Source organism: Bacillus sp. FSL E2-8868 (genome assembly GCF_038005505.1).
Lineage (GTDB): Bacteria > Bacillota > Bacilli > Bacillales > Bacillaceae_G > Bacillus_A > Bacillus_A mycoides.
In genome coordinates this window covers 543,676-567,635 of sequence record NZ_JBBOTI010000003.1, presented here as the reverse complement: position 1 = coordinate 567,635, position 23,960 = coordinate 543,676, and the positions used below count along the sequence as shown (strand labels likewise).

The following is a 23,960-nucleotide window of genomic DNA, read 5'->3' as shown; positions in this document are numbered from 1 at the left end:
ATAATATATCATAGTATATTATTTTCGTCAACAAGTTTTTTTCGATAACTTGTATCTCTCATTTGCTGACTTTTCCTATTATATACACTTTCCTATTGCTATGCAAGTATTATTATAAAAAAATAAGAGGGGGAGAAATCCCCACTCTTACTCTTCAGACGAATCCTCTTCATTAGATTCTTCTTCTTCATCTTTTTGCGCTTTTGCTACTGTCGCTACCTCTTGCTCATCTTCTAATCGAATTAGACGAACACCTTGTGTATTACGTCCCATTTGAGAAATTTGATCAACCGGCATACGAATAATAACGCCTGCTGCTGTAATTAACATAATGTCTTCTTCACCTGTTACAGACTTAACCGCTACTAACTTACCGTTTTTATCTGTAATATTACAAGTCTTCAGACCTTTACCACCACGACTTTGCAGACGGTATTCATCAATCGGTGTACGCTTTCCATAACCGTTTTTGGTTACAATTAGAACATTTACATCCTCTTCGACAATTTCCATACCTACAACTTGATCTTCATCACCTAATGTAATTGCTTTTACACCAGCCGCATTACGTCCCATTGAACGCACATCTTGCTCATTGAAACGAATTAACATACCGTTACTTGTCCCAACGATAATATCCTTATCACCAGATGTTAAGCGTACAGAGATTAATTCATCCTCTTCACGAAGAGAAATTGCAATTAAACCATTTGTACGTATATTGGCAAATGATGAAAGTGGTGTTCTCTTAGAGATACCTTGTTTCGTTGTAAAGAATAAGAACTGGTCGTCACCAAATTCACGAATTGGAATAATAGCGTTGATCCACTCACCCTTATCTACCCCTAATAGATTAATAATCGGTATACCTTTTGCTGTACGACTATACTCTGGAATTTCATATCCTTTTGTACGGTATACTTTACCCTTGTTTGTGAAGAATAAAATATGATCATGAGTAGACGTTGTTAATAAATGTTCGACAAAGTCATCATCATTCGTACCCATTCCTTGTACACCACGTCCCCCACGGTTCTGTGTTTTGTACGTAGAAGCCGGTAACCTCTTAATATAACCATTATGAGTAAGTGTAATTGCGATATTTTGTTCTGGGATTAAATCTTCATCCTCTATAGCTTCCATACCGCCAATTGTAATTTCTGTTCTTCTCTTATCATTAAAACGCTCTTTTACTTCAGCTAATTCCTCGCGAATAATTTCAAGAACTTTTTCTTCGTCTGCTAAAATTGCTTTTAACTCTGCAATTATCTTCATTAAATCTTGATATTCTTGTTCGATTTTTTCGCGTTCTAATCCAGTTAAACGTTGCAAACGCATATCTAAAATCGCTTGCGCTTGTTTCTCACTTAAGCCGAAACGTTCCATTAAACCTTGTTTTGCAATATCAGCTGTTTTTGAACTACGGATTAAAGTAATAACTTCATCAAGATGATCTAAAGCAATTCGTAAGCCTTCTAAAATATGAGCACGCGCTTCTGCTTTCTCTAATTCATAAGCAGTACGTCTACGAATCACTACCTTTTGATGCTCTAAATAATAATATAGATTTTGTTTTAAATTTAAGACTTGTGGCTCTCCATTTACAAGAGACAACATATTAATACCGAAGCTTGTTTGGAGTGCTGTATGTTTATATAGATTATTTAATAGTACATTGGCATTGGCATCACGACGTACTTCCATAACAATACGCATACCATTTCGATCTGATTCATCACGTAAATCTGTAATACCTTCAATTTTCTTATCACGAACTAGTTCTGCGATCTTTTCAATTAATCGCGCCTTATTAACTTGATAAGGTAGTTCTGTTACGATAATAGTTTGTTTACCATTTGCTTTCTCTTCAATTTCAACTTTAGCACGAAGTATAATAGAACCGCGACCTGTTTCGTAAGCTCTTCGAATTCCACTTCGCCCTAAGATTAAACCTGAAGTTGGGAAGTCTGGCCCAGGAATATATTCCATTAATTCCGCGATAGTGATATCAGGGTTATGACTTAATGCCAACACACCATCAATTACTTCTCCAAGTTGATGCGGTGGAATGTTTGTTGCCATACCAACCGCAATACCTGTCGTACCATTGACTAATAAGTTAGGGAAACGCGCTGGTAATACAACTGGCTCTCTTTCAGAACCATCGTAGTTATCTTGATAATCAATTGTATTCTTTGTAATATCGCGTATTAATTCCATAGAAATCTTAGACATTCTTGCTTCTGTATAACGCATTGCTGCCGCTGAATCTCCATCAACAGAACCGAAATTACCATGTCCATCAACAAGCATGTAACGTTGACTAAAATCTTGTGCCATACGTACCATTGTTTCATAAACAGCTGAATCACCGTGCGGGTGATACTTACCAATTACTTCGCCGACAATACGCGCCGACTTCTTATATGCTTTATCAGCTGTAATTCCTAAATCATTCATCGCATATAAAACCCTACGATGAACTGGTTTTAATCCATCACGAACATCTGGTAATGCACGAGACACGATAACACTCATTGCGTAATCTAAAAATGAGGTACGCATTTCATGACTAATATTAATTTCTCGAATTCGTGCTTGTTGTTGATTGTCTGACATCAACGAGCACCTCCTCTTACATTTCCGTTACACATACATTGATTTATATGTAGAAGACAGGAATACTTAGATTCCTGTCATTACTCACTTAAATATCAAGGTTTTTCACGTATTTTGCATTTTCTTGGATAAAGTTACGACGCGGCTCTACTTTATCACCCATCAAAATTTCAAATGTTTCATCCGCTTCAATTGCATCTTGAAGGGAAACTTGAAGTAACGAACGTACTTCTGGGTCCATTGTCGTCTCCCACAGCTGAGTTGGATTCATTTCCCCTAGACCTTTATAACGCTGAATCCCGGGCTTAGGTTGAGCTGGTAATTCAGCTAGTATTTTTTCAAGTTCTTTATTGTTATAAGCATATTGAATTTTTTTACCTTGTTGTACTTTAAACAACGGTGGCTGTGCGATATATATATATCCACACTCAATGATTTGGCGCATATAACGATAGAAGAACGTTAATAATAGGGTACGAATATGTGCACCATCAACATCGGCATCTGTCATAATAATAACTTTATGATAGCGAGCTTTTTCAATAGCAAAATCCCCACCAATATTTGTACCAATTGCTGTAATAATTGTACGAACTTCATCATTTGATAAAATCTTATCTAAACGTGCCTTTTCAACGTTAATAATTTTACCCTTCAGTGGTAAAATCGCTTGAAAATGACGATCGCGTCCTTGTTTTGCAGATCCGCCCGCAGAGTCACCCTCCACGATATAAATTTCGCTAATTGCTGGATCTTTAGAAGAACAATCAGCTAGCTTCCCTGGTAAACTTGAAACTTCTAGAGCACTCTTTCGGCGCGTTAGTTCACGAGCCTTTTTAGCCGCTACACGTGCACGCGCTGCCATAGTCCCTTTATCTATAATTTTACGTGCAACATTGGGGTTTTCTAGTAAGAACTTTTCAAACGCCTCTGAGAATACAGACTCTGTAATCGTTCTCGCTTCACTATTTCCAAGTTTCGTCTTTGTTTGTCCTTCAAATTGTGGATTTGGATGCTTAATTGACACGATTGCTGTTAAGCCTTCACGAACATCTTCACCAGTTAAATTACTATCCGCATCTTTTAAAATATTATTTTTACGACCATAATCGTTAATTACACGTGTTAGAGCAGTCTTAAAACCTACCTCATGTGTACCGCCTTCATACGTATGAATATTATTTGTAAATGAATAAATATGATTTGTATAGCCTTCGTTATATTGAAGAGCAACCTCAACCTGAATCCCATCTTTTGAACCGTCAACATATACAGGTTCTTCATGAATCGGTTGTTTTGAACGATTTAAATGTTCAACATATGATTTAATTCCACCTTCATAATGGAATTCTTTCTTTTGCTTATGTTCACGCTTATCTTCAATTGTTAATTTAATATTACGATTTAAAAACGCCAACTCACGCATACGAGTCGCTAATGTATCAAATTCGTATTCTGTCGTCTCTGTAAAAATTTCTGAATCTGGCTTAAAGCGTGTGATCGTTCCTGTACGATCAGTTTCACCTATTACTTTTAAATCTGCAGCTGGGACCCCGCGTTCATATTTTTGATAGTGTATTTTTCCATCTCGATGTACAAATACCTCTAATTCTGTTGATAAAGCATTTACAACAGATGCACCTACACCATGCAAACCACCAGAAACTTTATAACCACCACCGCCAAATTTACCACCGGCATGGAGTACCGTCATAATAACTTCTACAGCAGGACGTCCCATTTTTTCTTGTATACCAACAGGGATACCACGACCATCATCTGTTACAACAATACTATTATCTTCTTCAATACTGACATTAATTTCATCACAATATCCTGCTAAAGCTTCATCAATACTGTTATCAACAATTTCCCACACGAGGTGATGAAGACCTTTTCCACTTGTAGAACCAATATACATACCAGGACGCTTTCGAACTGCCTCCAGTCCTTCTAACACCTGAATCTGACTTTCATCATATGCATTTTCCTGCATTTGCTTTTGTTCCATTGACACAAAGATCACCTACTTTTCCATTTAAACAGAAATTATTTTCTGTCTATTTCACAATCTACCGTGCCGTTCGTTACATGAATTGTTTTCGCTTCTTTCAATGTTTCGTGTTCAATTCCCTCGACACTCGTCGTTGTCACAAAGGTTTGTACTTTTCCTTGAATTGTATTTAGCAGATGCGATTGACGATAATCATCTAATTCTGATAACACATCATCTAGTAAAAGAATTGGATATTCCTTAACCTCTGAGTATATCAATTCAATTTCAGCCAATTTTAGGGATAGTGCGGTTGTTCGTTGTTGTCCTTGTGAACCAAAGACTTGAACATTTTTACTATTAACGAAGAATTGTAAATCATCACGATGAGGACCAAGTAAAGTTGTACCCCGAAAAATTTCACGTTGTTTCACAGATTGAAAACTTTCATAGTATACTTCTTTTATTTTCGACAAATCCATTGATTCTGATACATCTACACTTGGTTTATAAACGATTTCTAACTCCTCTAATCCCCTGCTAATTCCGCGATGAATTGGAGCAGCCCATTCTTGTAGTAAATGCAAAAACTCAAAACGTTTTCGCAAAATTTTTGCACCATGCTCAATAAGTTGAAGTGTAAATACATCCAATATCGTTTCCTCATTTTTACTATTCCCTTGCATCTTCTTAAGTAAATGATTTCGTTGCGTGAGTACCTTTTGATATTGACTTAATTCATACAAATAGACCGGAGCTATTTGTCCAAGTTCCATATCCAAAAAGCGTCTTCGTACTTGAGGGCTTCCTTTTACAAGATTTAAATCTTCTGGGGCAAACATAACAACATTCATTTCACCAATATACTGGCTCAATTTTTGTTGTTCTAACTGATTTAACTTTGCCTTTTTACCTTTTTTTGAAATATTTAATTCTAAGGATACTGAACTATTTCGCCTTTGTAATCTACCTTTTATATTACCATAATCCTCATCCCAACGAATGAGTTCACGATCGTTCGAAGTTCTATGAGATTTCGCCATCGCCAATACATAAATAGCTTCCATCAGATTCGTTTTCCCTTGCGCATTTTCACCAATAATTACATTGACTTTATCCTCAAAGGAAAGCTCTAAATGCTCATAATTGCGATAGTTTTTTAATTGTATTTCTGTAATAAACAAAGGGATCCCCCTTTATGCCTGAACTTGGAAAGTTCCGCTTCCCGGAATTTCAACAATATCATTTGCATATAACTTTCGGCCTCTTCTATTTTCAAGTTCTTGATTTACGTATACTTCATATTCTTGTAAGAACCATTTCACAGCGCCACCTGTATCAATTACATCAGCTAACTTTAAAAATTGTCCTAGTGTAATGTATTCTGTTGAAATCTTAATAAGTTTCATAAAATCGCTCACTTTCTGAAAGTGTTCATTCTTTCATTGTACTAAATAAACTAGCATTAGGAAAGTAATACCCCACAAATCAAATAAGGGTCACTAGTACCTTTACACTAGCAACCCTTAATCCTTACTTAGTAAGTACGGACTGGTAAAATTAATTGGATAATGGAATCATCATTTACTGTGCGAATTAAAAACGGTCTCATCGCTCCAGTAAAACTAACTTTAATTTCTGTACTATCTAAAGCCTTTAATGCGTCCATCATATATTTTGCACTAAAAGATATTTTTAATTCTTCTCCATCTACATTTTCACATTGAACCTCTTCTACTACTTTTCCGATTTCTGGTGCATTCGAAGAAATCTCTAACATCTGTTGTTCTAATGTCGATAATTTAACAACGTTGTTACGACCATCTCTTGCTAACAGCGACGCACGATCAATCGCTTGTAAAAATTCTTTTGTATTTACAAATATATCGGTTTTACTTTCAGCTGGAATTAAACGCGTTGTATCTGGATAATTTCCTTCTAATAATCTTGAGAAGAATAATAAATGTTTTGTACGGAATAATACTTGATACTCCGTAATAACGATATCTACCATTTCTTCAGATTCATCTAGAATTTTACTTAATTCACTTAAGCTCTTACCAGGAATAACGACATTCGCTTGAAATTCATCGGCAATATTATACCCTTCGATTTTTGCTTTACGAAGTGCTAGTCTGTGACTATCTGTTGCAATGCAAGTTAGCTCGCTGTTATATACCTTCCAGTTTACACCTGTCAAGATCGGTCTTGTTTCAGAACTTGAAACTGCAAATACTGTTTGACGAATCATGTGCTTTAGTAAATCTGTTGGAATCTTAAATACATGATGTTCTTCGATTTGTGGTAATAACGGATATTCAGCAGCATCTAAACCATTTAAGTTGAACTCTGATTTTCCAGATTTTATTTTTGTCATAAAATGATTTTCCACAGAAATTTCGACAGTTTCTTTAGGTAATTTTTTTACGATCTCACTAAAATATTTTGCTTGTAAAATAATACTTCCTGATTGTTCAATTTCCACAATTTCTTTTCCAGCATCTTCGACTGGGATAAATGATTCGATAGAGATGTCTGCATCACTACCTGTTAAAGTAACTCCTTCTTCAGTTGCTACAACTTTAATCCCTGTAAGAATTGGAATTGTTGTACGAGAAGAAACTGCCTTCATTACATCTTGTACACTTCTTACAAGATAGTCTTTTTGTATTGTAAAACGCATAACGAAAAACCTCCGGTAAGTATAAGATTTTATTTATTTAATAAAGATAAAAAAGTAGTAGTAATAGTAATAGGGCTTGTGGATATGTGGATAACCCTGTTTAAAGATGTAAAAACAGTCTATCTACATGTGGATAGACTGTGCGTAAAATAAGCTAAGTTATTCACACTATTCAGCTACTACTATTTTAAAATATCCTTAACTTCTTCAACGTGTTTTTGTAATTGAGTATCGGTTTTTAATAGCTTCGAAATTTTTTCGTGAGCATGGATTACTGTTGTATGATCGCGGCCACCAAATTCTTCACCTATTTTTGGCAAAGATGAGTCCGTAAGTTCACGTGATAAATACATCGCAATTTGGCGAGGGAATGCAACGGATTTGGTCCGTTTTTTTGCTTTGAAATCTTCTAATTTTACTTGATAGACGCCCCCAACAGCCTTTTGAATATCAGAAATAGAAATAATTCTAGGTATAGAGTTTGGAATAATATTTTTAAGCGCTTCAGCCGCTAAATCAGCATTCATATCTTTATTAATTAAAGATGAATAAGCTACAACTCGAATAAGTGCACCCTCTAGTTCACGAATATTTGAATCGATTTGATTTGCGATATAAAGCATAACTTCATTTGGTATATCAAGACCTTCTGCTTTTGCTTTTTTACGTAAAATTGCGATTCTAGTTTCTAAATCTGGTGGCGTAATGTCCGTAATTAACCCCCATTCAAAGCGAGAACGAAGGCGATCTTCTAAAGTTGGGATTTCTTTTGGTGGTCTATCGCTTGAAATCACAATTTGTTTACTTTCTTCATGTAACGCATTAAATGTATGGAAAAACTCTTCCTGTGTTTGTTCTTTTCCAGCAAGAAATTGAATATCATCTATCAATAAGACATCTACATTACGATATTTATTACGAAAATCGACAGCTTTATTATCACGAATTGAATTAATAAATTCATTTGTAAATTTTTCAGATGATAAATATACAACTTTTGCATTTGGGTTGTGTTCAATTACATAATGCCCAATTGCGTGCATTAAATGTGTTTTTCCAAGTCCAACGCCCCCGTAAATAAAGAGCGGATTATAGGCTTTAGCTGGTGCTTCAGCTACAGCTAAAGAAGCAGCATGTGCAAAACGATTACCAGAGCCAATAACAAATGTATCAAATGTATATTTTGGGTTTAACATACTCTGTGGTAAGTGATTAGACTCATCATGGGCGTGTTTTTGCTTAACAGAAGGGAGATCTATATCCTCTTCTGCCTGACTTTGGGGAATGATAAAACGAATAGCTAGTTTTGCCCCTGTTAAATCATAAAGTGTTTCGGAGATTAGTTCCGAATAATGAGATTCTAGCCAGTCACGAGCGAATTCATTTGGAGCTGTAATAGTTAATACATCTTTTTTTAAGTTATGAGCAGTTGTTGATTTTAACCATGTTTCATAACTTGGCTTGCTTACCTTTTTTTCTAATTCTTTTAAGGCACTATTCCATAAATCAGAGATATTTTCCAAAGGTGTCCCTCCTTTACAAAGATGGTAAAAGAATAAGGTTGCGCAACAATTGTACAACCTGTAAATATTTCTAATGCATATTTATACGAAACGTATTTTAAAATATAAAAACGTCGTTAGTATCCGAGATAGAGTTTTCGACAAAATAACACATGTGGACAACTATTTACTCACATGTGATTTAAACTATCCACATGTTATACACAAATTGTGGATAAAATAAAGGTGTGGAAAACTTATTCAAAGTGAAAACACAACTATAATATCAAAAAAAAGCAGCTATAGCAATGAATTTAAGAAAGTTATCCACAAAATCAATACCTTGTGGAATAAACTTGTCCACAACACGATATACTGTGTAAAAGTAAAAAAAGAGTTTGTGGATATAAAAAAGAGAAAAAATATTTATCCACAAGGAAATATAGGGACTGTGAAAAAGTATGTGAATAGGTTGAAAATGAATATTTGATGAAAATTTCGAGAACCATTGACATTTTCCTATTTGATTTACTATAATTTATTAGACTGTCTTTAACAGATATTCCTCAGGGAGGTGTCATATAATGAAAAGAACTTACCAACCAAATAAACGTAAGCGCAGCAAAGTACATGGTTTCCGCAGCCGTATGAGCACAGCAAACGGACGTAGAGTGCTTGCAGCTCGTCGTCGTAAAGGAAGAAAAGTATTATCTGCGTAGACCACTGAACGTTCAGTGGTCTTTTTTTCTAATAATAATGAGTTTCCGCTGATGAAATACAGGAGTGTCAAATGATATGAAGAAAAAAAATCGTATAAAAAAGAATGATGAATTCCAGGCTGTTTTCCAAAAAGGACAATCAAATGCCAATCGCCAGTTTGTTGTATACAAATTAGATAAAGAAAAACAGCCGCATTTTCGCATTGGTCTTTCTGTTAGTAAGAAAATAGGAAATGCAGTAGTGCGTAATCGAATTAAGCGTATGATTCGCCAATCGATTATAGAATTAAAAGATGAGATAGATTCTGGAAAAGATTTTGTTATAATAGCAAGGAAGCCTTGTGCAGAGATGACATATGAAGAGTTAAAGAAAAGCTTAATTCATGTCTTTAAACGCTCTGGTATGAAAAGAATAAAAAAGTAGCGTAAGGAAATGAATTACACTATATACATACCGAAACAAGGAGGAGCAGGCTTTGAAAAAGAAAATAGGTTTATTAGCCATGGTTATTATGTTAATGGCAATCGCTACCGGTTGTAGTGAAACAAATCAGCCGATTACACCGAAAAGCACTGGGATTTGGAATGAATATTTCGTATACCCGCTTTCTCAGTTAATCACGTATTTTGCAGAATTATTTGGTAGTAATTACGGTTTAGCAATCGTTGTTACAACTCTTATCATTCGTTTTGCATTATTACCATTAATGATTAAACAAACGAAGAGTACGAAAGCAATGCAGGCGTTACAACCAGAAATGGTGAAATTAAAAGAGAAATATAGTTCTAAAGATCAAGCAACACAGCAAAAACTACAACAAGAAATGATGCAGTTATATCAAAAGAATGGTGTAAACCCATTAGCAGGATGTTTACCAATATTTGTTCAGATGCCTATTTTATTCGCGTTTTATCATGCGATTATGAGAACAACAGCAATTAGTGAACATACATTTTTATGGTTCGATTTAGGACAGGCGGATCCGTTCTATATCCTTCCAATTGTTGCAGCTATTACGACGTTTATTCAGCAAAAGCTTGCAATGGCAGGAACGGCTGGACAAAATCCGCAAATGGCAATGATGATTTGGCTTATGCCAATTATGATTTTAGTCTTTGCAATTAACTTCCCAGCAGCACTATCATTGTACTGGGTAGTTGGTAATATCTTTGGTATCGCTCAAATGTATATGATCAAAGGGCCTGAAATTAAGGCTAGTAAGGCAGGAGGATCAAGCAAGTGAGTATGATTACTGCTAAAGGACAAACAGTCGAGCTGGCAGTACAAGATGCTTTAAGACAATTAAATGCTTCGAAAGATCGAGTAGATATAAATATTATCGATGAGGGTAAGAGGGGGTTCCTAGGTTTATTTGGGAATCGCCCCGCTGTTGTAGAAGTTGTATTGAAAAAAGATCCAATCCAAGAATGTGAAGAATATTTAAAAAATGTTATTCAAAATATGGGTGTGGAAGTTGAAATTAGAAAAATTGTAAAAGGACGCGAAGTTGAATTTACAATTTCTGGTGAAAACATTGGTGTTTTAATTGGTAAAAGAGGGAATACGTTGAATTCTTTACAGTATTTAACAAAGCTTGTTGCGAACCGTAATACAAAGCAATATATTGGTATTACACTGGATGCTGAAAACTATCGTAGTAAAAGAAAAAATACGTTAGAAACTCTTTCCTATCGATTAGCAAAACAAGTAGTGAGTACGAAAAAAAGAGTTGTTCTAGAACCAATGCCTTCTTTTGAACGAAAAATTATTCACCAAGCATTATCTAATCATCAAAATATCATTACAACTTCTGAAGGGAAAGAACCACATCGGTATGTTGTAATATCTTCCAAGTGACCGGTTACTCAATTGAGTGCCGGTTTTTTTGAGGAGAAAATAAATGTGGATAACTAAAAAACACTAAACTTATCCACTGTGAATAAGTTTAGTGTTTTTTACATAAGGACATAATAAAATGAGTTATTATTCTTTTGTAGATAGGTTCGTTATGGTATCCTAATAATTTAGTGACGGAAAAAATTCATGTTGAAATAGAGATAAATAAGCAAGTGAGGTGAAAGGACATGGAATTTGATACAATTGCCGCAATTTCCACAGCACTTGGGGAAGGTGCAATTGCCATTGTTCGAGTAAGTGGGGATGATGCGATTGAAAAAGTCGATCGTATTTTTAAAGGGAAGGATTTAACACAGGTTTCTTCTCATACAATTCATTATGGTCATATTGTCGATTTAGATACAAATCAAGTTATTGAAGAAGTTATGGTGTCCATTATGCGTGCACCAAGGACTTTTACGCGTGAAAATATAGTAGAAATTAACTGTCATGGTGGACTTGTTTCGGTAAATAAAGTATTACAGCTTATTTTAGCGCAAGGAGTACGACTGGCAGAGCCTGGTGAATTTACAAAACGTGCTTTTTTAAATGGACGTATTGATTTATCACAAGCGGAAGCTGTTATGGACTTAATCCGTGCGAAAACAGATCGTGCTATGAATGTAGCGATTAACCAAATGGAAGGACGATTATCTAAATTAATCGGCCATCTGCGTCAAGAAATATTAGAAACATTAGCTCATATTGAGGTGAATATAGATTACCCAGAATATGATGATGTAGAAGAGATGACGCATAATATTTTAATTGAGAAAGCTACACATGTCCGTGCTGAAATTGCAAAGATATTAGAAACATCGAAGCAAGGAAAGATTTTACGTGAAGGCATTTCTACCGCGATTATCGGTAGACCTAACGTTGGGAAATCATCGCTATTAAATAGTCTTGTTCAGGAGAAAAAGGCAATTGTAACTGATATTGCAGGAACAACTCGTGATGTTATTGAAGAGTACGTTAATGTGCGTGGTGTACCACTTAAACTTATAGATACAGCCGGAATTCGTGAAACGGAAGATATTGTTGAACGAATTGGTGTAGAGCGTTCGAAGGAAATGATGAGCCAAGCAGACTTAGTGTTAATTGTAGTGAACTATAGCGAGGCTTTAACAAATGAAGATGAGGATCTATTCCGTGCCGTACAGGGAAAAGATTTCATTGTCATTGTAAATAAGACAGATTTACCGCAAGAAATTGATATGGAACGTGTTACAGATTTAGCGGTAGGCAATCGTGTTATTACAACATCTTTAATTGAGGAGCAAGGAATAGATGAGCTTGAAAAGGCAATAGCTGATTTATTCTTTGAAGGAACAATTGATTCTGCGGATATGACATACGTGTCTAATGCGAGACATATCGGATTATTAACACAAGCAGGAAGAACAATTAACGATGCAATTGAAGCGATAGAAAATGGTGTTCCGATTGATATGGTTCAAATTGATTTAACAAGAGCGTGGGAAATACTTGGTGAAATTACTGGTGATACTGTCCATGAAAGTTTAATTGACCAATTGTTCTCTCAATTTTGTTTAGGAAAATAAAGTAAAACTTTAATCAGAGATGATTTAGTAAGATAGAGGTTATTAGGAGGAATAAACAATGGGATACAATGCCGGTTCATATGATGTCATAGTAATCGGTGCAGGTCATGCAGGATGTGAAGCTGGTCTTGCGGCAGCACGAATGGGCTCAAAAACATTAATGTTAACAATTAACTTAGATATGGTAGCGTTCATGCCATGTAACCCTTCTGTTGGTGGACCAGCAAAAGGGATTGTTGTTCGTGAAATTGATGCATTAGGCGGAGAAATGGGACGCAATATTGATAAAACACATATTCAAATGCGTATGTTAAATACGGGTAAAGGACCAGCTGTACGCGCGCTTCGTGCACAAGCTGATAAATTCTCTTACCAGCATGAATTAAAGAAAACAATTGAAGAAACACCAAACTTAACGTTGTTTCAAGGTCTGGTAGAGCGTTTAATTATTGAAGATGGTGTATGTAAAGGGGTAATTACGCAAGCTGGTGCTGAATACACAGCGAAAACAGTTGTAATTACAACGGGAACATTTTTACGTGGTGAGATTATTATGGGCGATTTAAAATATTCAAGTGGTCCAAATAATCAGCAACCATCTATTACATTATCTGAACACTTAGAGGAACTTGGTTTTGATCTTGTTAGATTTAAAACAGGTACACCTCCGCGTGTAAACAGTAATACGATTGATTATAGTAAAACAGAAATTCAACCAGGTGATGATAAGCCACGTGCTTTCTCTTTTGAAACGACAAAATTTATTATGGATCAAATTCCATGTTGGTTAACGTATACAAGTACAGAAACACATCGTTTAATAGATGAAAACTTACATCGCTCAGCTATGTATTCTGGTATGATTAAAGGAACAGGTCCTAGATATTGCCCTTCAATTGAAGACAAGGTAGTAAGATTTAATGATAAACCACGTCATCAAATTTTCTTAGAGCCAGAAGGACGTAATACACAAGAAGTATATGTACAAGGCTTATCGACGAGCTTACCAGAAGATGTACAGCGTGCAATGCTTAGAACAATTCCTGGCCTGGAAAATGTTGAAATGATGCGTACGGGTTATGCAATTGAATATGATGCGATCGTACCAACTCAACTATGGCCAACACTTGAAACGAAAAAAATTAAAAATTTATATACAGCAGGACAAATTAACGGAACTTCTGGTTACGAAGAAGCAGCAGGACAAGGGCTTATGGCTGGGATTAATGCAGCGTGTCGTTCTTTAGGTAAAAAAGAAGTTATTTTAGGTCGTGCTGATGCTTATATTGGTGTTTTAATTGATGACCTTGTAACGAAAGGTACAAATGAACCATATCGTTTATTAACGTCTCGTGCAGAATATCGCCTATTATTACGCCATGATAATGCTGACCTTCGTTTAACTGAAGTTGGTCGTGAAATTGGCTTAATTAAAGAAGATCGCTATGAGCGATTTACAAATAAAAAGTTACAAATTGAACAGGAGAAGGAACGGTTAGAGAGTATTTTTATTAAACCGCGTCCTGAAGTTCAAGAATTAATTCGTAGTATTGGCGGAAGTGAATTGAAAGATGGAATACGTGCAAGTGACTTATTACGTCGTCCAGAGGTGACATATGAGCATATTCATCTTTTAGTACCAAGTGAAGTAGCATTAAGTGATGAAATTACGGAACAAGTTGAAATTCAGACCAAGTACGAAGGATATATCGAGAAATCTTTACAGCAAGTAGAACGTATGAAGAAAATGGAAAACAAAAAAATTCCTGTGGATATTGATTATGATGCGATTTCTAGCCTTGCCTCAGAAGCAAGACAGAAATTGAAAGATGTTCGTCCGCTTTCAATGGGGCAAGCTTCACGTATTTCTGGTGTAAATCCAGCTGATGTTTCAATTTTGCTTATTTACATTGAACAAGGAAAAATTGCACGAGTATCGAACCAATAACATAGTAAGGAGATATTGCTAGATGAACATAGAACAATTTCAATCTATGCTAGAAGAGAAGGGTATTTCCCTCTCTTCTAGACAGTTAGAGCAGTTCGGAATCTATTTTGAAACATTAGTAGAGTGGAATGAAAAAATGAACTTAACGGCTATTACGGAGAAAGAAGAAGTATACTTAAAACACTTTTTTGATTCTGTTACAGCGGCTTTTTATTATGATTTTTCGAAACCATTTTCTATTTGTGATGTTGGAGCAGGAGCTGGATTCCCAAGTATCCCTTTAAAAATCTGTTTCCCGCACTTAAAAGTAACAATTGTAGATTCATTACAAAAACGTATTAATTTCTTAAATCACTTAGCGCAAAAGTTAGAATTAAGTGATGTTGCATTTTGTCATGATCGTGCTGAAACATTTGGAAAAAAAGAAGGTGTACGTGAAGCATACGATATTGTAATGGCACGTGCAGTTGCACGTCTTTCTGTATTAAGTGAGCTATGTTTACCACTTGTAAAAGTAGGGGGAACATTCATTGCAATGAAAGGTGCAGCGGCGAACGAAGAAATCGAAAATGGCAAATATGCTTTAGAGGTACTTGGCGGAGAATTGAAAGAAATGTCTACGTTCCAATTACCGTTTGAAGAAAGCGAGCGTAATATTTTATTAATCGAGAAAAAGCGCAAGACACCAAAGAAATATCCACGCAAACCGGGAACGCCCAATAAATTACCTATTGAAAAATAAATCTTATTAGACGTAAGATTAAATTATATAAATGAAAACGTAAATGTTTCATAGGAAACATTTTATGTAGAACAGTCAATAGGCCTAAAAGGTGGTGGAATATGTATGAAAAATACGTTTTCTCGTTTATTTGGCTTTGGAGATAAAGAGAGCGAATTCGAATTACAAGACGAAAGCCATGAAGAAATAGCTAAAAAGGTATATGAAGAAATACAGGAAATTCCGATAGTAAACATTACCCCTAACCGTTATCAACCACGAACAGTTTTTGACGATGCACGTATTGAGGAGCTAGCATTAACGATTCGTACACATGGGCTTATCCAGCCGATTGTTGTGAGACAGTATGAGGATGATAAGTACGAGATTATTGCCGGGGAAAGGCGTTTCCGCGCAGCAACAAAGTTAGGGTGGGAAAAAGTTCCTGCAATAATAAAGAATTTAAATGATACTGAGACAGCTTCTGTAGCGTTAATTGAAAATTTGCAGCGTGAGGAATTAACAGCAATCGAGGAAGCTGTGGCATATCAAAAGCTGATTGAGTTACATAATTTAACACAAGAAGCATTGGCACAACGACTTGGAAAAGGACAATCGACAGTCGCAAATAAATTGCGATTATTAAAATTGCCTGAAGAAATCAAAAGTGCATTATTAGAAAAAAGTATTACAGAACGGCATGCTCGCGCCCTTATTCCTTTGAAAAATGAGGAATTACAACTGAAGGTTTTGCAAGAGATTGTGGAGAAGCAATTGAATGTAAAGCAAACAGAAGAACGAATTGCAAAGTTACTAGAAGAAGTAAAACCAAAGCGCAAAGCGAAGCAAAAAGCAGTAAGTCGAGATGCGAGAATTGCTATGAACACGATTAGACAATCATTACAAATGGTTGCTAATAGTGGTTTGAATGTTAATTCTGCGGAAGAAGAGTTTGATGAATACTATCAAATTACGATTAAAATTCCGAAGAAAAAATAATTACGTGCTAGAGACCTTATCCTATTGGAGAGGTCTCTTTTACTATATTTTCTTGTTAAAGCAAGAAGGAGTTTAGAAATAAATTTTGAAGTTTAATAAGGACGTAAAAGAAAAACTTTTATTTCATGTTACAATAAACGTAATTGTTTCTAGAATAAGAAAGAAAGGTTGAAAGTAGGTGACATCATGGGAAAAATCATTGCTATTGCTAATCAAAAAGGCGGTGTTGGAAAAACAACAACATCCGTTAATTTAGGGGCTGGATTGGCACAAGTAGGAAAAAAAGTCCTTCTCGTAGATATTGATGCTCAAGGAAATGCAACGACTGGTGTAGGGATTGAAAAGTCTGAATTAGATCAATGTATTTATAATGTTCTTGTAGAAGATGCAGATGTTCAAGGTGCCATACGGAAAACCGCAACTGAAAACTTAGATGTTCTACCCGCTACAATTCAATTGGCTGGTGCTGAAATTGAATTGGTACCAACCATTTCCCGGGAAGTACGCTTGCAAAGAGCGTTACAGCCAATTCGTGATGAATATGAGTATATTATTATTGACTGTCCCCCATCCTTAGGGTTATTAACGATTAATGCATTAACAGCAGCAGATTCTGTTATTATTCCTGTACAGTGTGAATATTATGCGCTGGAAGGGTTAAGTCAGCTATTAAATACAGTTCGACTTGTGCAAAAGCATTTAAATAAAAATTTAGCAATTCAAGGTGTATTGTTAACGATGTTGGATGCTCGTACAAATTTAGGAATTCAAGTTATAGATGAAGTGAAAAAATACTTTAGAGATAAAGTATATCGTTCGATTATTCCTCGTAATGTTCGCTTAAGTGAGGCACCAAGTCATGGAAAACCAATTATGCAGTATGACGCTAAATCAAGAGGAGCAGAAGTATATTTAGATTTAGCAGAGGAAGTGATTGCAGGTGGCTAAGGGATTAGGAAGAGGAATCAACGTGTTTTTTCCAGATTTAGATGTGAAAGAAGAAGAAACAATTCAGGAGATTATAGTAACTGAATTAAGGCCGAATCCATATCAACCACGTAAATATTTCAATAAAGAAGCGATTCAGGAATTAGCGGCTTCTATTAAAGAGCACGGTATATTGCAACCTTTAATTGCTCGAAAGAGTATTAAAGGATATGAAATAGTTGCAGGTGAAAGAAGATATCGTGCTGCTAAAGAGGCCGGACTTGAGAAAGTGCCTGCTGTCGTAAGGCAATTAAATGAGCAGCAAATGATGGAATTTGCTTTGCTTGAAAACTTACAACGAGAAGATTTAAATCCTATGGAAGAGGCAATGGCATATCAGATGTTAATGAACGAGCTAAATGTAACACAAGAACAATTAGCAAAACGTCTTGGTAAAAGCAGGCCTTATATCGCAAATTATACTCGTTTGTTAAGCCTCCCTTCATTCGTTCAAGATATGATTGCAAACGGTCAACTTTCAATGGCTCATGGAAGAACTTTACTTACAATAAAAGATGAAGAACAGTTGAAATCTTTATTGAAGCGAATTGAAAAAGAAGGACTGAATGTTCGCCAATTGGAACAAATTGTCCAGGAAATTAATCAACGTGTTTCACGTGAAACACAACAAGTGAAAAAAGAAAGAAATATATTTTTTGTAGAGCGTGAAACGTTTTTAAGAGAAAAGTTTGGTACGGATGTAAAAATTAAAGAAACGAAAAAAGAAAAAGGTAAAATCGAAATCGAATTTTTTAATAAAGAAGATTTAAATCGAATTTTAGAATTATTATCAAAGGGAAATTAAAAAGCAAACCATCTTATTGTTTATAGATGGTTTGCTTTTTTTAATGCAGATAATTTTTGATCGGTTTCTTTTATACTTTGTGCAATTACATCGGCCATCTTCATAACTAAACTTAGTCTTGTATTTTGAAGTACGAAAAACTCCATGAAACCATTTAAATTTACGATGCCATGAATATGCAAATCACCAATTTCAGGTAATTTCTTATTCATCGCAGCTCCAGGTTTACTGGGACCCTTTCCGGTAGTTATAGAACCGATACTTTGAGATTTTCCTAAACATGCATCAACAGCAATAATAAATGAAGTAGGGTTTTCTTTCTGTATATTCTGAATTTTTTCCTCTAGATTTAGTGCATGTATTGGTTCGTCTAGTGTGCCGAATACTTGAAGGTTTTTGATTTCAATTTGTTCTAGTTTAGTACCAACTAATGGACCAAGTGCATCACCGGTGGAACGGTCTGTTCCGATACAAACGAGAATGAGTGGCATATTAGTCTTAATGGGAATATGGGAAAGTAAGAAATTACTGATTGTCTCAGAGGCTTCTAAGTCATGATGCATAACATTTTGAGTTTCTTTTTCAAAAAAAGGTAAGCGAAAACTTCTAATATTCATGAAGCACCCATCCTTTTAATAAATTTTCACAATATGTTATATGGTGTGTGAAATGGAAAATTATAAGTGCATACTTTTTACAAACTGTGAATGAAAATGGAAATAATAGTACTAGTATATATATATTCGTTTCATTTTATACCTGAATGGAAGTTAACAAATGGAATTAAAGTCATAAATTTTTTTCAGAAATCAGAGAGAGTTCTGATACAATAATAAGGATAACTAAAAAGAAATTTTAGCTAGAGAGGTAGAGGGACATGGATTTAGCGTTGAAATGGTTTGAGTCCATTGATTGGACGAATATAGGTGTGAAGTCACTAAAAATAATCGTTATTTTAATACTTGGTGCAATCGTTGTGCGAGTTGCAAGGGCAATTGTACGAAATGCGTTTCGTATGGGAAGCCGTTCGCCGATTCAAATTTCAGAACGTCGTACAGTTACGGTAGCGAAGTTGCTTGAAAATATTGTGGCATACGTTGTTATGTTCATTATGTTAATTGCGATTTTAGGTGTGTTTGATATTAATGCATCAGGTCTATTAGCCGGTGCTGGGGTAATTGGTTTAGCAGTCGGTTTTGGTGCACAAAGTTTAGTTAAAGATGTTATTACAGGATTATTTATTTTGTTAGAGGATCAATTTTCAGTAGGTGATTATGTAAGAATAGGGCAATTTGAAGGAACTGTTTTGGAAATTGGACTACGTACAACAAAGATGAAAAGCTGGACAGGTGAAATTCATATAATACCAAATGGTAGTATTGTACAAGTAACGAACTTTTCCGTTAGTAATAGTGTAGCATTTGTTGATGTATCTATTTCTTATGAAAGTGATATAGTACGAGCGGAGCAAGTTATTGAAGATTTATTAGTAGAATTACCAGGAAAATATGAGAAAATGGTAACAACACCTCAATTGCTAGGTGTTCAAACATTGGCAGCGTCTGAAGTTGTATTACGTGTTATTGCTGAAGTTGAGCCGATGCAGCATGCAGTTATTGCGAGGGCTCTTCGCAAAGAGATTAAAAATCGCCTTGATTTACATGGGATTGAAATTCCATACCCACGTATGGTTTTATATAGTCGCGAAGAATTAGTTAGTGAAAAAGCAATTTAATAGTGGGAGGGATTTAGAGAATGGAGCAAAAGCAATATAACTTGTACGATGTTGTGGAAATGAAGAAAGCCCATCCATGTGGTGAAAATCGCTGGAAGATTATTCGTATGGGAATGGATATCCGCGTTAAGTGCGAGGGGTGTGACCATTCGGTAATGATTCCTCGAAGAGAGTTTGATCGCAAGGTAAAAAAAATACTTGTGAAGCACGAAGAATAGTGAAAAAGCAACGGCTGCAGTAGACAGCCGTTGCTTTTTTTCATTTGGTGGAAACTTGTCATTTTTTTCGTTACTATCTATAATGATGAAAGATTGAGACATAGGAGTGAAAAATATGGGATTAACGGCTGGGATTGTTGGATTACCTAACGTAGGTAAGTCCACTTTATTTAATGCAATTACACAAGCAGGAGCAGAATCTGCGAACTATCCATTCTGTACAATCGATCCAAACGTAGGGATTGTAGAAGTACCAGATGAGCGTTTAAATAAATTAACGGAATTAGTAGAACCGAAAAAAACTGTTCCGACTGTATTTGAATTTACTGATATTGCAGGTATCGTAAAAGGTGCGAGTAAAGGTGAAGGGTTAGGAAATAAATTCTTATCTCACATTCGTCAAGTAGATGCAATTTGCCAAGTTGTTCGTTGTTTTGAAGATGAAAATATTACGCACGTTTCAGGAAAAGTAGATCCAATTGATGACATTGAAACAATTAACTTAGAACTAATCTTAGCGGATTTGGAATCTGTTGATAAGCGTATCGAACGAGTTGCGAAGTTAGCAAGACAAAAAGATAAAGAAGCTGTATATGAGCATGAAATTTTAGTTCGTTTAAAAGAAGCTTTTGAAGAGGGAAAACCAGCTCGTACTGTTGAATTTACAGAAGAGCAAATGAAGATTGTTAAAGGCCTTCATTTACTTACAACGAAAGAAATGCTATATGTAGCAAACGTAAGTGAAGATGATATTATGGATCCTTCTGACAATAAATATGTACAAATGGTAAAAGAATTTGCAGCAAATGAAAATTCTCAAGTAATCGTTGTATGTGCAAAAATCGAAGAAGAAATCGCTGAGCTAGACGAGGAAGAGAAAAAAGTATTCCTTGAAGAACTAGGCATTGAAGAATCTGGTTTAGATCAATTAATTCGTGCTGCATATGATTTATTAGGACTTGCTACTTACTTCACAGCTGGTGTGCAAGAAGTACGTGCATGGACGTTTAAACAAGGTATGAAGGCACCACAATGTGCTGGCGTAATTCATACAGACTTTGAGCGTGGATTTATTCGCGCAGAAACAGTTTCTTATGATGATTTAATGACAAACGGTTCTATGACAGCTGCAAAAGAAGCTGGAAAAGTACGTTTAGAAGGAAAAGAGTATATCGTAAAAGACGGAGATGTTATGCACTTCCGCTTCAACGTTTAATTTAATATTTCCTAGGAAAAATAAAGATATGAGCTTGGCAAATATATTATGTGTTTGCCAAGTTTTTTACGTATTGGTGAGTTGATTCATATAACTTACTATGATATAATCTAAACTCGTGAGTAATTACTATAAATTAATTGCTCCTTGCCCATTATGGGCCGTTTAGACCAAAAGGAGGTGAAAGTGTAATGAGAAAGTACGAAATTATGTACATCATTCGTCCTGGCGTTGAAGAAGAGGCTCAAAAAGCTTTAGTTGAACGTTTTGCAGGTGTTTTAACAAACAATGGTGCAGAAATCATTAACACGAAAGAGTGGGGTAAGCGTCGTTTAGCTTACGAAATCAACGACTTACGTGAAGGTTTCTACATGATCTTAAACGTGAACTCTAACTCAGAGGCGATTAACGAATTCGACCGTTTAGCTAAGATCAACGAAGATATCCTTCGTCATATCGTTGTTAAAGAAGAAGAAAAATAATTGATATATAAGGGAGAGTGGTTCGATTGATGAATCGTGTTATCCTCGTTGGTCGTTTAACTAAGGACCCTGACTTACGTTACACGCCCAATGGTGTTGCAGTAGCTACTTTTACGTTAGCTGTGAATCGCGCATTTGCGAATCAACAAGGTGAGCGTGAAGCTGACTTTATTAATTGTGTAATATGGCGTAAACAAGCAGAAAACGTGGCAAATTATTTGAAAAAAGGTAGCTTAGCAGGCGTAGACGGACGTCTTCAAACTCGTAATTACGATGGACAAGATGGTAAACGTGTATATGTAACAGAAGTTCTTGCGGAGAGCGTACAATTTTTAGAGCCGCGTAATGGCGGTGGGGAGCAACGTGGTTCATTCAATCAGCAACCATCAGGAGCTGGTTTCGGTAACCAAAGCTCTAACCCATTTGGTCAATCTAGTAATTCAGGTAACCAAGGTAATCAAGGTAATCAAGGTAATCAAGGTAACTCTGGATTTACGAAGAATGACGATCCATTTTCGAATGTTGGTCAACCGATTGACATTTCGGACGACGATTTACCATTTTAATGGTGTGAATCGGCTATTTTTAACAAAGAATGGAGGGAATAGACATGGCAGGACGCAAAGGTGGACGTGCGAAGCGTCGTAAGGTGTGTTTCTTCACATCTAACGGCATCACTCGCATTGACTATAAAGATGTTGATTTATTAAAACGTTTCGTTTCTGAGCGCGGTAAAATTTTACCTCGTCGTGTAACAGGAACAAGCGCGAAATACCAACGCAAACTTACAGTTGCAATTAAACGTGCTCGTCAAATGGCACTTTTACCATATGTTGGTGAATAATAGCGTATGAAATGCACAGTAGAGTCGGACTCTACTGTGCATTTTGCTATGCTTTTCTTTTTTGAAAGAGAGGTTAGATGATGAAGAATACGAAATTTATTACTGAGGGTGCAGCACTGTTAGCGATATATGCAATGTTATTGCTTATATCTATGTATGTTCCAATTTTAGGTACAGTTGTAACGTTTGCGTTGCCATTGCCATTTATATTGCTAACGATAAGATATAGATTATCTAACGCCTTTATAGTTTTTACTGCGGCGCTTTTTATTACTGTTATTGTCAGTCAGCCGATGAACCTAGTAAAGACAACTATGTTTGGATTGATAGGTATCGTTTTAGGATATATGTATAAAAAACGAAAAAAGCCGGTAGAAACTTTAATGGCGGGGACGCTTGCGTACTTAATTGGTATTATGCTCATTTATGTTGCGAGTATAAAGTTTTTTAACATAGATTTAATGAAGCAAATGCAAAATATGTTTAATGAAAGTATGGCGCAAAGTGAAAAGATAGTTACTGCTGCGGGTATGCCTATTAGTAAAGAGCAAAAAGAATTATTTGCACAATTTAATGATGTGTTACAAACGTTATTCCCAAGTTTGCTTGTAATGGTTTCTGTATGTTTTTCTTGGATTACAGTTATGATATCAGGTAGTGTTTTGAAAAAGTTAAAGCATGAAGTAACACTTTGGCCTAAATTTAAAGACATACAATTGCCAAAGAGTATTATTTGGTATTACGTCATATTTATTTTGTTAGCAACTTTTATAAAGGTAGAACCAACATCATATTTACATATGGTATTTTCTAACCTATATGTAATCTTTGCACTATTGCTCGTACTGCAAGGTTTGACATTTATCGCCTTTTTGGCACATAGAAAAGGATTTACTAAAGGTGTTCCTATTATTAGTTTTATTGTCTGCATGTTTATTCCGATGATGTTTCCTCTTGTAACAATCTTAGGTATAATTGATTTAGGGATTTCATTGCGTTCTAAAATAGGGGAATAAAATAATATTCC

24 protein-coding genes are annotated in these 23,960 nt (G+C 35.5%); 17 read left to right on the top strand and 7 right to left on the bottom strand.

Going from position 1 to position 23,960, the window contains the following annotated elements:
- Window positions 1-147: 147 nt before the first annotated feature.
- From gyrA to dnaA, 6 genes are all read right to left on the bottom strand, one after another.
- Complete coding sequence (gene gyrA, locus NSS74_RS23945) at window positions 148-2,619, bottom strand: DNA gyrase subunit A (protein ID WP_002016488.1); 2,472 nt, start codon at window positions 2,617-2,619, stop codon at window positions 148-150.
- Between the two features lie 88 nt (window positions 2,620-2,707).
- Window positions 2,708-4,630 (bottom strand): DNA topoisomerase (ATP-hydrolyzing) subunit B, encoded by a 1,923-nt coding sequence (gene gyrB, locus NSS74_RS23940; RefSeq protein WP_002034986.1) that lies wholly within the window; start codon window positions 4,628-4,630, stop codon window positions 2,708-2,710.
- A gap of 38 nt (window positions 4,631-4,668) precedes the next feature.
- Window positions 4,669-5,796, bottom strand: coding sequence for a DNA replication/repair protein RecF (gene recF, locus NSS74_RS23935; RefSeq protein ID WP_340814430.1), 1,128 nt, complete (start codon window positions 5,794-5,796; stop codon window positions 4,669-4,671).
- A 12-nt stretch (window positions 5,797-5,808) separates the two neighbouring features.
- Window positions 5,809-6,021, bottom strand: a complete 213-nt coding sequence (yaaA, locus tag NSS74_RS23930) for a S4 domain-containing protein YaaA (protein WP_002016484.1) — start codon at window positions 6,019-6,021, stop codon at window positions 5,809-5,811.
- 128 nt (window positions 6,022-6,149) lie between these two features.
- Window positions 6,150-7,295, bottom strand: a complete 1,146-nt coding sequence (gene dnaN / locus NSS74_RS23925; protein ID WP_002034988.1) for a DNA polymerase III subunit beta — start codon at window positions 7,293-7,295, stop codon at window positions 6,150-6,152.
- A 182-nt stretch (window positions 7,296-7,477) separates the two neighbouring features.
- Window positions 7,478-8,818 (bottom strand): chromosomal replication initiator protein DnaA, encoded by a 1,341-nt coding sequence (gene dnaA, locus NSS74_RS23920; RefSeq protein ID WP_002016481.1) that lies wholly within the window; start codon window positions 8,816-8,818, stop codon window positions 7,478-7,480.
- A 563-nt stretch (window positions 8,819-9,381) separates the two neighbouring features.
- On the opposite strand from dnaA, the gene rpmH reads away from it, so the two are divergent.
- From rpmH to spo0J, 10 genes are all read left to right on the top strand, one after another.
- Window positions 9,382-9,516, top strand: a complete 135-nt coding sequence (gene rpmH / locus NSS74_RS23915) for a 50S ribosomal protein L34 (protein ID WP_002068706.1) — start codon at window positions 9,382-9,384, stop codon at window positions 9,514-9,516.
- A gap of 76 nt (window positions 9,517-9,592) precedes the next feature.
- On the top strand, window positions 9,593-9,940 hold the full coding sequence (gene rnpA / locus NSS74_RS23910) for a ribonuclease P protein component (RefSeq protein WP_002089963.1): 348 nt from the start codon (window positions 9,593-9,595) through the stop codon (window positions 9,938-9,940).
- A 52-nt stretch (window positions 9,941-9,992) separates the two neighbouring features.
- A complete protein-coding gene (spoIIIJ, locus tag NSS74_RS23905; protein WP_002089960.1) occupies window positions 9,993-10,760 on the top strand; it encodes a YidC family membrane integrase SpoIIIJ in 768 nt (255 codons plus the stop codon).
- Window positions 10,757-11,374 carry an RNA-binding cell elongation regulator Jag/EloR gene (jag, locus tag NSS74_RS23900; RefSeq protein ID WP_002130196.1) on the top strand — a complete coding sequence of 206 codons (618 nt, stop codon included), beginning with the start codon at window positions 10,757-10,759 and terminating at the stop codon, window positions 11,372-11,374. The genes spoIIIJ and jag overlap by 4 nt, the downstream gene beginning before the upstream one ends.
- 227 nt (window positions 11,375-11,601) lie before the next feature.
- Window positions 11,602-12,978: a tRNA uridine-5-carboxymethylaminomethyl(34) synthesis GTPase MnmE gene (mnmE, locus tag NSS74_RS23895; RefSeq protein WP_002034990.1), complete on the top strand. Its 1,377-nt coding sequence runs from the start codon at window positions 11,602-11,604 to the stop codon at window positions 12,976-12,978.
- 58 nt (window positions 12,979-13,036) lie between these two features.
- Complete coding sequence (mnmG, locus tag NSS74_RS23890; protein WP_002016474.1) at window positions 13,037-14,926, top strand: tRNA uridine-5-carboxymethylaminomethyl(34) synthesis enzyme MnmG; 1,890 nt, start codon at window positions 13,037-13,039, stop codon at window positions 14,924-14,926.
- Between the two features lie 22 nt (window positions 14,927-14,948).
- The gene (rsmG, locus tag NSS74_RS23885) at window positions 14,949-15,668 is read left to right on the top strand and encodes a 16S rRNA (guanine(527)-N(7))-methyltransferase RsmG (protein WP_002016472.1); all 720 of its coding nucleotides are present in this window, start codon (window positions 14,949-14,951) and stop codon (window positions 15,666-15,668) included.
- Between the two features lie 105 nt (window positions 15,669-15,773).
- Window positions 15,774-16,646 carry a nucleoid occlusion protein gene (gene noc, locus NSS74_RS23880; RefSeq protein ID WP_002016471.1) on the top strand — a complete coding sequence of 291 codons (873 nt, stop codon included), beginning with the start codon at window positions 15,774-15,776 and terminating at the stop codon, window positions 16,644-16,646.
- Between the two features lie 186 nt (window positions 16,647-16,832).
- The gene (soj, locus tag NSS74_RS23875) at window positions 16,833-17,594 is read left to right on the top strand and encodes a sporulation initiation inhibitor protein Soj (RefSeq protein ID WP_002016469.1); all 762 of its coding nucleotides are present in this window, start codon (window positions 16,833-16,835) and stop codon (window positions 17,592-17,594) included.
- Window positions 17,587-18,438: a stage 0 sporulation protein Spo0J gene (gene spo0J / locus NSS74_RS23870; RefSeq protein ID WP_170935246.1), complete on the top strand. Its 852-nt coding sequence runs from the start codon at window positions 17,587-17,589 to the stop codon at window positions 18,436-18,438. Before soj ends, spo0J begins: the two co-directional genes overlap by 8 nt.
- Before the next feature lie 20 nt (window positions 18,439-18,458).
- Here spo0J and yyaC read toward each other — a convergent pair whose 3' ends face one another.
- Entirely contained in the window at window positions 18,459-19,055 is a 597-nt protein-coding gene (yyaC, locus tag NSS74_RS23865) for a spore protease YyaC (RefSeq protein ID WP_002089953.1), read from the bottom strand.
- A gap of 260 nt (window positions 19,056-19,315) precedes the next feature.
- Between yyaC and NSS74_RS23860 the strand changes: the two genes are divergently transcribed.
- The 7 genes from NSS74_RS23860 (at window position 19,316) to NSS74_RS23830 (ending at window position 23,949) form a co-directional block, all read left to right on the top strand.
- A complete protein-coding gene (locus NSS74_RS23860) occupies window positions 19,316-20,173 on the top strand; it encodes a mechanosensitive ion channel family protein (protein WP_002016466.1) in 858 nt (285 codons plus the stop codon).
- Window positions 20,174-20,193: 20 nt separating this feature from the next.
- Window positions 20,194-20,391 carry a DUF951 domain-containing protein gene (locus NSS74_RS23855; RefSeq protein ID WP_000436054.1) on the top strand — a complete coding sequence of 66 codons (198 nt, stop codon included), beginning with the start codon at window positions 20,194-20,196 and terminating at the stop codon, window positions 20,389-20,391.
- Window positions 20,392-20,506: 115 nt separating this feature from the next.
- On the top strand, window positions 20,507-21,607 hold the full coding sequence (gene ychF, locus NSS74_RS23850) for a redox-regulated ATPase YchF (protein ID WP_002089951.1): 1,101 nt from the start codon (window positions 20,507-20,509) through the stop codon (window positions 21,605-21,607).
- Window positions 21,608-21,798: 191 nt separating this feature from the next.
- Window positions 21,799-22,089, top strand: coding sequence for a 30S ribosomal protein S6 (rpsF, locus tag NSS74_RS23845; RefSeq protein WP_001233782.1), 291 nt, complete (start codon window positions 21,799-21,801; stop codon window positions 22,087-22,089).
- Window positions 22,090-22,115: 26 nt separating this feature from the next.
- Complete coding sequence (gene ssb, locus NSS74_RS23840) at window positions 22,116-22,655, top strand: single-stranded DNA-binding protein (protein WP_016121164.1); 540 nt, start codon at window positions 22,116-22,118, stop codon at window positions 22,653-22,655.
- A gap of 44 nt (window positions 22,656-22,699) precedes the next feature.
- Window positions 22,700-22,933 carry a 30S ribosomal protein S18 gene (rpsR, locus tag NSS74_RS23835; RefSeq protein WP_000918874.1) on the top strand — a complete coding sequence of 78 codons (234 nt, stop codon included), beginning with the start codon at window positions 22,700-22,702 and terminating at the stop codon, window positions 22,931-22,933.
- An 80-nt stretch (window positions 22,934-23,013) separates the two neighbouring features.
- Window positions 23,014-23,949 (top strand): YybS family protein, encoded by a 936-nt coding sequence (locus NSS74_RS23830; protein ID WP_340814428.1) that lies wholly within the window; start codon window positions 23,014-23,016, stop codon window positions 23,947-23,949.
- The last annotated feature ends 11 nt before the right edge of the window (window positions 23,950-23,960 follow it).

Excerpts from the sequence above, each read along its gene's own strand:
- gyrA (WP_002016488.1), bottom strand. The coding sequence starts at position 2,619 with ATGTCAGACAATCAACAACAAGCACGAATTCGAGAAATTAATATTAGT.
- gyrB (WP_002034986.1), bottom strand. The coding sequence starts at position 4,630 with ATGGAACAAAAGCAAATGCAGGAAAATGCATATGATGAAAGTCAGATT.
- yaaA (WP_002016484.1), bottom strand. The coding sequence starts at position 6,021 with ATGAAACTTATTAAGATTTCAACAGAATACATTACACTAGGACAATTT.
- dnaN (WP_002034988.1), bottom strand. The coding sequence starts at position 7,295 with ATGCGTTTTACAATACAAAAAGACTATCTTGTAAGAAGTGTACAAGAT.
- rpmH (WP_002068706.1), top strand. The coding sequence starts at position 9,382 with ATGAAAAGAACTTACCAACCAAATAAACGTAAGCGCAGCAAAGTACAT.
- rnpA (WP_002089963.1), top strand. The coding sequence starts at position 9,593 with ATGAAGAAAAAAAATCGTATAAAAAAGAATGATGAATTCCAGGCTGTT.
- mnmE (WP_002034990.1), top strand. The coding sequence starts at position 11,602 with ATGGAATTTGATACAATTGCCGCAATTTCCACAGCACTTGGGGAAGGT.
- mnmG (WP_002016474.1), top strand. The coding sequence starts at position 13,037 with ATGGGATACAATGCCGGTTCATATGATGTCATAGTAATCGGTGCAGGT.
- rsmG (WP_002016472.1), top strand. The coding sequence starts at position 14,949 with ATGAACATAGAACAATTTCAATCTATGCTAGAAGAGAAGGGTATTTCC.
- noc (WP_002016471.1), top strand. The coding sequence starts at position 15,774 with ATGAAAAATACGTTTTCTCGTTTATTTGGCTTTGGAGATAAAGAGAGC.
- soj (WP_002016469.1), top strand. The coding sequence starts at position 16,833 with ATGGGAAAAATCATTGCTATTGCTAATCAAAAAGGCGGTGTTGGAAAA.
- yyaC (WP_002089953.1), bottom strand. The coding sequence starts at position 19,055 with ATGAATATTAGAAGTTTTCGCTTACCTTTTTTTGAAAAAGAAACTCAA.
- NSS74_RS23860 (WP_002016466.1), top strand. The coding sequence starts at position 19,316 with ATGGATTTAGCGTTGAAATGGTTTGAGTCCATTGATTGGACGAATATA.
- NSS74_RS23855 (WP_000436054.1), top strand. The coding sequence starts at position 20,194 with ATGGAGCAAAAGCAATATAACTTGTACGATGTTGTGGAAATGAAGAAA.
- ychF (WP_002089951.1), top strand. The coding sequence starts at position 20,507 with ATGGGATTAACGGCTGGGATTGTTGGATTACCTAACGTAGGTAAGTCC.
- rpsF (WP_001233782.1), top strand. The coding sequence starts at position 21,799 with ATGAGAAAGTACGAAATTATGTACATCATTCGTCCTGGCGTTGAAGAA.
- rpsR (WP_000918874.1), top strand. The coding sequence starts at position 22,700 with ATGGCAGGACGCAAAGGTGGACGTGCGAAGCGTCGTAAGGTGTGTTTC.
- NSS74_RS23830 (WP_340814428.1), top strand. The coding sequence starts at position 23,014 with ATGAAGAATACGAAATTTATTACTGAGGGTGCAGCACTGTTAGCGATA.